The sequence below is a fragment of the Halomonas sp. 141 genome, from assembly GCF_002810305.1.
GTDB classification, from domain to species: Bacteria; Pseudomonadota; Gammaproteobacteria; order Pseudomonadales; family Halomonadaceae; genus Vreelandella; species Vreelandella stevensii.
Window position 1 is genome coordinate 1 of sequence record NZ_PINZ01000072.1, and the last position, 7,660, is coordinate 7,660.

A 7,660-nucleotide genomic window follows, 5' to 3' on the forward strand; every position below is an offset into this window, starting at 1 on the left:
ATGCAGCTTGATGTTCATGAACCTGTTCCCGGATGAATTGCTGAAGAAGCTCCCTGGCGGCTAGCAGAGGATAACTCCTATAGGCGATTTGATCATCCGGGACCCTACATCTAGGTTCAAGAAAACCTAAAGGGCCGTGGCTACTAATCACCGACATCGCAAAAACATTCAAGTCTTCCTATGAAGAAAACCGCCCACCGCCAACAGCTTACGCTGCCTGACGATGGGCGGGCTTAGTGCCGATTAGAAAACTACTAGCTCAGCGCCTCCAACGACGCCTCAATAATACTCAACCCTTCTTCCAACACCGCAGATGATACCGTCAGCGGCACCAGAATGCGGATGCTGTTGCCGTAGAAGCCGCAGGAAAGGAGGATCAGGCCTTTCTCGCGGGCTTTGGCGCAGAGCGCGGCGGTCATCTGCGGGTCGGGCTTGCCATCGCGGTTGAGCAGTTCGAACGCGGCCATGGCGCCGAGTTGGCGGCCGTGGGCGACGGCGGGGAAGCGTTCTTCCCAGACCGCGAAGCGTTCAGCCAGCATGTTGCCCATCTGCTCGCTGCGGGCGAGGATGTTCTCTTCTTCGATGGCTTCGATCACCGCCAGGGCCGCCGCGCAGGAGAGCGGGTTGCCGCTGTAGGTGCCGCCCAGGGAGTTGGGGCCGGAGGCGTCCATCACCTTGGCGGTGCCGACCACCGCAGAGAGCGGCATGCCGTTGGCGAGGCTCTTGGCGGTGGTGAGGATGTCCGCTTCGATACCGCTGTGTTCCAGCGCAAACAGCTTGCCGGTACGGGCGAAGCCGGACTGCACTTCGTCGGCGATCAGCAGAATGCTGTGCTCGTCGCACAGCGCGCGCAGGGCTTTCAGGTAGTCCGGTGAGGCGATGTAGAAACCGCCCTCACCCTGTACCGGCTCGATCACGATGGCTGCCGTGCGGTGCGGGGCGATATCGGTTTTGAACAGCGTGCGAATGGCGTTCAGCGAGGCTTCTTCGCTGATGCCGTGCAGCGGGTTGGGGAACGGGGCGCGGAACACGTCGCCCGGCATGGGGCCGAAGTCGTTCTTGTAGGGCAGCACCTTGCCGGTCATCGCCAGGGTCATCATGGTGCGGCCGTGGAAGGCGCCATCGAAGGTGATGATGCCGGTGCGGCCAGTGGCGGCGCGGGCGATCTTCACGGCGTTTTCCAGCGCTTCGGCGCCGGTGTTCACCAGCATGGCTTTGCGCTCGGGGCCGCGTACCGGCGTCAGTTCGCAGAGCTTTTGGCACAGCTGCACGTAGGGCGCGTAGGAGATCACCGCCGCGCTGGTGTGCATGACTTTCTTGAGCTGCGCTTCCACGGCGGCGACGATTTTCGGGTGGCGATGGCCCAGGTTGAGCACACCGATGCCGCCCGCGAAGTCGATCCAGCGGTTGCCGTCGGCGTCCCACAGCTCGGCGTTTTCGGCGCGCTCGGCAAACTGGGTGGTGGGCGTGGCGGCACCGTTGGCCACGAAGCGGTTTTTCAGTTCATTCAATTCTTGGTTAGTCATCATCGTTCTCTTTACAGGCCGCCAACGCAGACGTATTTCAGTTCGGTAAATTCATCCAATCCGTGGTGAGAGCCTTCGCGGCCCAACCCGGACTCCTTCACACCGCCAAAGGGCGCCAGCTCGGTAGAGATCAGCCCTTCGTTGACGCCGACCATGCCGCATTCAAGCGCTTCCATGGTGCGCCAGATGCGGCGGTAATCCGTGGCGTAGAAGTAGGCGGCCAGGCCAAACGGCGTGTCGTTGGCCATGGCGATGGCTTCTTCGTCCTGCTTGAAGCGGAACACCGGCGCGACTGGGCCAAAGGTCTCTTCATCGGCCACGGCCATTTGAGTGGTCACATCCGCCAGCACCGTGGGGGTGAAGAAGCGCTCGCCCGCCGCGTGGGGCTGGCCGCCGCACAGCAGCCGTGCGCCTTTGTTCACCGCGTCGTCGACATGGCGCTGCACTTTATCCACGGCGGCTTGGTTGATCAGCGGGCCGATGATGCTGCCGTCGGCCAGGCCGTCGCCTACCTTCAGCGCGTTCACGCGCTCGGTGAGCTTGGCGACGAACGCATCGTAAATGCCGTCCTGCACCAGGAAGCGGTTGGTGCACACGCAGGTTTGCCCGGCGTTGCGGAACTTGGAGGCGATGGCTCCGTTCACGGCGGCGTCCACGTCGGCGTCATCAAAGACGATGAACGGGGCGTTGCCGCCCAGCTCCATGGCGGTTTTCTTCACCGTGCTGGCGCACTGGGCAAGTAAGTGCTTACCCACCGGGGTAGAGCCGGTAAACGAGACTTTGCGCACCCGTGCATCGGTGGTGAGCACTTCGCCCACGGCGGCGGGTCTGGAGGCCGTCACCACGTTGATGGTACCGGCGGGCAGGCCCGCTTCCAGCGCCAGGTAGGCGGCGGCCAGGGCGGTAAGCGGGGTGGCTTCGGCGGGTTTGATGACCACGGTGCAACCGGCGGCCAGGGCCGGGGCGCACTTGCGGGTAATCATCGCCAGCGGGAAGTTCCACGGGGTGATCGCGGCCACCACGCCTACCGGCTCGCGCAGTACCAGCAGGCGCTTGTCGGCACCGTGGCTGGGCAGGGTTTCCCCGGCCATACGCTTGGCTTCTTCGGCGAAGAACTCGATGAACGAGGCGCCGTAGGTCACTTCGCCTTTGGCTTCCGCCAGCGGCTTGCCCTGCTCCAGAGTCATCAGGCGAGCCAGGTCGTCGGCGTGCTCATTGACCAGCTCAAACCAGCGGCGCAGCAGCGCGGAGCGCTGTTTCACCGGGGTGGCGCGCCAGGCGGCACCGGCGTCATAAGCGGCGGCCACGGCGTCGCGGGTATCGTCGGCGCTCAAGTCCGCTACATGGGCGATGGTCTCGCCGGTGGCGGGGTTGTCCACCGCGAAGGTCTGCTGGCCCTTGCGCCATTCACCGCCCACCAGGGCCGGTACGGCATCGTGCAACCACTGTTCGATAAAGCTCATAACATTCTCCTGGTCTACAACCTAATAGGCACGCTAGCAGCAAATCTTAGGCAGGCGAATGCACCACTTTTGCGTTCAAGCAGACCACTTTTCTGTTTTACTACGATATTGAAAGAGCATTATCGACAAGGGAGAACTTGGATGGATTGCCAAGTCGCTTTACAACAACTCATAAAAAGCTATGCGCAGCAGCCTGAACGGTTGAGTAAGCAAGTAAGGTTAGAGCAGGCATTAAGGCAATCGATCAATCAAGAGTGGCCTCACCAAACTCGATTACCTTCACATCGCAAGCTTGCGGCAGCCTTAGGAGTCGCTCGGAATACCTTTTCTTTAGCGGTTGCCACGCTTATCGAAGAAGGACTGCTTACAACCTCACACGGCAGTGGAACGTGGAGCTGTAAAGTGGCGGCTCCCACTACCTCAACGCCCACCAAGGTGCAGCTATCCAATCGTGCCCAGCGAGTACTGCGATGGCCGGGGGCAAGTACTGTTCAGAGCGGGGCCTTCGTGCCGGGCATCCCAGACATTGCCCAGTTTCCGATGCGCAAGTGGCGCCAGCTCTATGCCAGCGTCACGGTGCCGCAAAATGCCCTGCTGCTCTCCTACTCCACCGGGGGCTACGGGCCGCTGAAGCGGGCCATCCGCGAATTTCTGGCCCGCTGGCGCAATATTCACTGCGATACCGAGCAGATCATCATTACCGACGGCACCCACAACGGCATCGAGCTGTGCGCCGTGGCCCTGGCGGATGTGGGCGACACGGTGGCCATGGAGTCGCCCTGTTACTGGGGCGCGCGCAACGTCTTCACGGCGGCGGGTTTGAACATCGACATGCTGCCCTGGCGGCCGGACACGGGCCATACGTTGCCCACCGCTTCCGGCCCGGTCACGCTGGCTTACCTTACCGGCTCGCACCACTACCCGCTCAGCGTGCCGACCCGTGCTGCCCACAAGCAGCGCTTGTGCGAGGCGCTTGCGCCCCGCTACGTGGTCGAGGATGACTACGAGTTCAACCGGGACGATCATGCCAATCTACTTTTTGATACCACCTCTGAGCGCCATTTGCTGGTAGGCTCGTTCTCCAAGATGATGTTTCCCGGCCTGCGGCTGGGCTATCTGGTGGTGCCGCGCCACTTGGCGGGGCCGATGAACCGCCTGCGCAGCGAGCTGTTTCGCGAGGGCCGCATGCTGGACCAGGCGGTGCTGGCCCAGTTCATCTTCGACGGCGACCTGGATGCCTGGTGTCGGCGTATTCAACGGGATTATCTAGGCCGCCAGCAGGTGCTGCACGACCAGCTGTGCTCGCTGCCTCAGGTGCGCTCGGTCTCGCCGCCCAGCAGTGCCATCAGCCTGTGCGTGGAGTTCGCGCCGGGCGTCAACGACGTGGCCATCGCCCAGGCGCTGCTGAAAGAGCACTTGATCGTGCGGCCTTTGAGCCCGGTGTGCGCCGCCTCTGACCCTCGCGTCGGCCTGGTGATGGGGGTGGGTATGCTGTCGGGGGAAACCCTGGCACGCGAAGCGCAGCGCCTGCGCCGCTGCCTGGAACCACTGCTGCGCCAGGGGCACTGACCCCGTATAACCACTTATTCACAAGGAACGTCCTATGCATCGCCCTGTTGATAACTCTCTGGCCTGGCGCCTATGGTTGAGCATCGCGGCGCTGTTGCTGCTGTCGGGGTGTGCCTCATTGGCGCCCAGCCCGCCACAGGACCAGAGCAACATCTGCGAGATCTTCCGCGAGCAGCCCAGTTGGTACGACTATGCGCGGGAGTCTCAGGAGCAGTGGGGCACGCCGATTGCCACCCAGATGTCGTTCATTCAGCAGGAGTCCTCGTTCCGAAGCCATGTGCGCCCCGACCGCAAGCGCTACCTGGGCTTCATTCCCGGCCCGCGCCCTTCATCAGCCAAGGGCTATGCCCAGGCACAGGACCCGGTGTGGGGCGAATACCGCGACCAGGCTGGCAGCATGTTTGCGCGGCGCACTCACATGAAGCACGCCACCGACTTCATCGGCTGGTACAACGCCCGCACCCGCGCGCAAACCGGCATTTCCCTGAGCAACCCCGAACACCTTTATTACGCCTACCATGAAGGCGCGGGCGGCTATCAGCGTGGCACCTACCGCAATAAGCCCCACGTGCTCAGCGCGGGCCGCCAGGTCGCCCAGCGAGCCGGGCGTTATCAAGCCCAGCTGAACAGTTGTGAAGCCGAGTTTCAGTGTCGACGCTTCTATCAGGTCTGGCCCTTTTGCCGTAGCTGAGGGCACGCATCATGACCCTGTGGGTAGGTAGCCTGTTCGTTGGCGTGGTGTTTTTTACTTCCCTGCTGTCTGGCGTGTTTGGCATGGCGGGCGGGCTGGTGTTGCTGTGGTTCCTGCTGGTGATCTTCCCGGCGGGCACCGCCATGGCCGTGCATGGGGTTATTCAGCTGACCGCCAATGCGTCGCGGGCGTGGCTATCGCGACACTTCATCGTCTGGCGAATCGTGGCGCTCATGACGCTGGGGGTTACGAGCGCCGCTGGGTTACTGCTGCTCTTCAACTACGCACCCAACGCGGCGACGGTGTCGCTGCTGATCGGCCTGATGCCGCTGCTGGTCTGGATGCCCAAACACTGGTTTCAACTGGACGCCAAACGCCCCAGCCATGCCGTGTGCTGCGGACTGGCCTCCGGCGGCCTGACCATCGCCGCCGGGGTGTCTGGGCCGCTGATCGACATTTTCTTCGTGCGCTCCCACATGGACCGCCGCCAGGTGGTGGCCACCAAGGCAATGATTCAGGTCGTCGCCCACTCCATCAAGATCATCTTTTACCTGGGGGCAGCGCTGGCACTCAGCGCTGGCGAGTGGGCCATGGTGTTGCTGGCCGCGCCCTTTGCCATGCTGGGCACCCAAACCGGCACGCGGATCCTGCACCGCCTGACCGATGCCAACTTCCGCACCTGGACCCGCTGGATCGTCACCGGCATTGGGGTGTTCTACTTCCTGCAGGGGGTTTACCTGCTGACACGCTAAGCGTTGGTGGCACTTACAGCACCCATGGGTTGGCGAATGTCAGCCTAGCCGCTCATAGCCTGTGATTGACACTGCGATTGAAGGAGGCTATCTTCACCAAAAGATGCAAATGAGAAACATTCTCTTTTTAGCCATCCCCCTGGCAGAGAAAGAGCCGTTGAGGTGAAGGAACGTCCCATGACCAGTGAACAGCGTCAGCTTCGTCAAACTCTGCTATTTTTACGCACCTCGTTTGAAGCCATTCAGCACTCGATTGCCGGACGGCTGGAAGACCCGCTGCCCTGCTGGCTAGACACCAGCATGCTCTCGATGCTCTCCCGCGAGCTGACCCGCTGCTGCCAGCAGGCCAAGCCACTGTTCACGCCTACGGTCGTGGAGCAGCTCTTTATCGCCTCGCAGCAGTGCGACCTGCTGCTCAAACAGTGCCCCGGCGTGCTCAGCAGCGCCGTCTGCCACCGTCAGCTCAGCGCCATCATGCTGCCGCTCACCAGCGCCATCGGACAGATCGACACGCCCGCCAAGCGCCGCTGGCCTTGGTCAAAGAGCCGTCTCTAACCGTTTGCTTTCATTTTTTGCCCCCATGGGCAATTATTTGTTTGCCCTCAGCACTTAACCGATATTTTTGCGTTGGGCTACGCGGCGACTCAGGTTGAGTCATTTCAATCAACCCTGCATCGAGCAGTGGATTCAGCAGCCCAGTGCGAAATTTGGTTCGGTTAGCGCGACCCATGATGCTCATTAGAAAGGTGATCGGTACTTCTTCCACGCAGGCCTGGAGAAGTTCTACTTGCTCCTTACTTAGTCCCTGCTTAGGCCCTGCTGGATCCATGATATCCAAGGCAGGCTCTTCAGCAGCAGCTTCAATGAGGAAGCCTGTATGCACAGGCAGCCGAATGAGAAAGTAGCTGCGTTCATCGTCAGTTTCGAATATCGGTTCTGGGGAGCCATTTGCCTTCATCACGCGGAGGATTTTGGGCACTCCCGTTGAACGACCTTCCGTCAAATCCAGCTCTTTTAAAAACTCACCGATGCGTCGATTCCGGTAGCGACGGCTGACAGCTTTACCGGCTTGTAAGTCCTGTAAACGGATAGAGCGGTCTGGGCCCGGGAAGCTCAGCACCACCAGTTCTTGTCCATCGAGACGGATTTCAATGGGTTCACGAATTTCATAGGAGCGATGGTACACCGCGTTCACGACCGCCTCTTCAATGGCAGCCAATGGGTAGTTCCAGAAACGTTCAGCCTGAGGGCGATCAGCGTGTTTTGTCACGCCCTCTTTAAGGTAGTTTCGATTGATGTAGTCCAGAGCATCACGAGTGATGCGACCAAGCGGCCCCTTGAACACTTTTTCTTCAAAATGGTCACCGCCTGCACCGTCAGGGAAGTACACCACGTCTATCTGAGTCGCGGGGAAGAATTGCTCGGGTTGCTCATTAAAAAACAGGAGGCCAACATTCTTGGGAAAGGCCATTTCACTTGGCCCACCCACTACGTTCATACGGCGCCCCAAGGTTTCAATATCCAGCTCACGAGCTTCAGCCAACAATTCACTGCCAATCTCGTGCAAGAAATCACGCATCAATTGACATCCTCCCCTCCCTCAGCTTGCGCTGCCGTCTAGCGACGGAAAGGAAGGGGATTCCCAGGTTGTTACCTTTC

At 60.9% G+C, this 7,660-nt stretch carries 7 protein-coding genes; 4 read left to right on the forward strand and 3 right to left on the reverse strand.

The window, feature by feature from the left end; all coding sequences use genetic code 11:
- Positions 1–254: 254 nt before the first annotated feature.
- Together gabT and CWI66_RS16895 are read right to left on the reverse strand one after the other, a co-directional pair.
- Positions 255–1,526, reverse strand: a complete 1,272-nt coding sequence (gabT, locus tag CWI66_RS16890) for a 4-aminobutyrate--2-oxoglutarate transaminase (protein WP_100732311.1) — start codon at positions 1,524–1,526, stop codon at positions 255–257.
- An 11-nt stretch (positions 1,527–1,537) separates the two neighbouring features.
- Entirely contained in the window at positions 1,538–2,989 is a 1,452-nt protein-coding gene (locus tag CWI66_RS16895; RefSeq protein WP_100732312.1) for an NAD-dependent succinate-semialdehyde dehydrogenase, read from the reverse strand.
- Positions 2,990–3,130: 141 nt separating this feature from the next.
- Here CWI66_RS16895 and CWI66_RS16900 point away from each other — a divergent pair, with 141 nt between their 5' ends.
- The 4 genes from CWI66_RS16900 to CWI66_RS16915 all read left to right on the forward strand — a co-directional run bounded on the left by CWI66_RS16900 (position 3,131) and on the right by CWI66_RS16915 (position 6,556).
- Positions 3,131–4,558, forward strand: a complete 1,428-nt coding sequence (locus CWI66_RS16900; protein WP_100732313.1) for an aminotransferase-like domain-containing protein — start codon at positions 3,131–3,133, stop codon at positions 4,556–4,558.
- 34 nt (positions 4,559–4,592) lie between these two features.
- Positions 4,593–5,249 carry a transglycosylase SLT domain-containing protein gene (locus tag CWI66_RS16905; RefSeq protein ID WP_100732314.1) on the forward strand — a complete coding sequence of 219 codons (657 nt, stop codon included), beginning with the start codon at positions 4,593–4,595 and terminating at the stop codon, positions 5,247–5,249.
- An 11-nt stretch (positions 5,250–5,260) separates the two neighbouring features.
- The gene (locus tag CWI66_RS16910) at positions 5,261–6,001 is read left to right on the forward strand and encodes a sulfite exporter TauE/SafE family protein (protein WP_096921985.1); all 741 of its coding nucleotides are present in this window, start codon (positions 5,261–5,263) and stop codon (positions 5,999–6,001) included.
- A 177-nt stretch (positions 6,002–6,178) separates the two neighbouring features.
- Entirely contained in the window at positions 6,179–6,556 is a 378-nt protein-coding gene (locus tag CWI66_RS16915) for a hypothetical protein (RefSeq protein WP_100732315.1), read from the forward strand.
- A gap of 10 nt (positions 6,557–6,566) precedes the next feature.
- On the opposite strand, the gene CWI66_RS16920 is transcribed toward CWI66_RS16915, so the two are convergent.
- Complete coding sequence (locus tag CWI66_RS16920; protein WP_232710985.1) at positions 6,567–7,580, reverse strand: Fic family protein; 1,014 nt, start codon at positions 7,578–7,580, stop codon at positions 6,567–6,569.
- Positions 7,581–7,660: the final 80 nt, after the last annotated feature.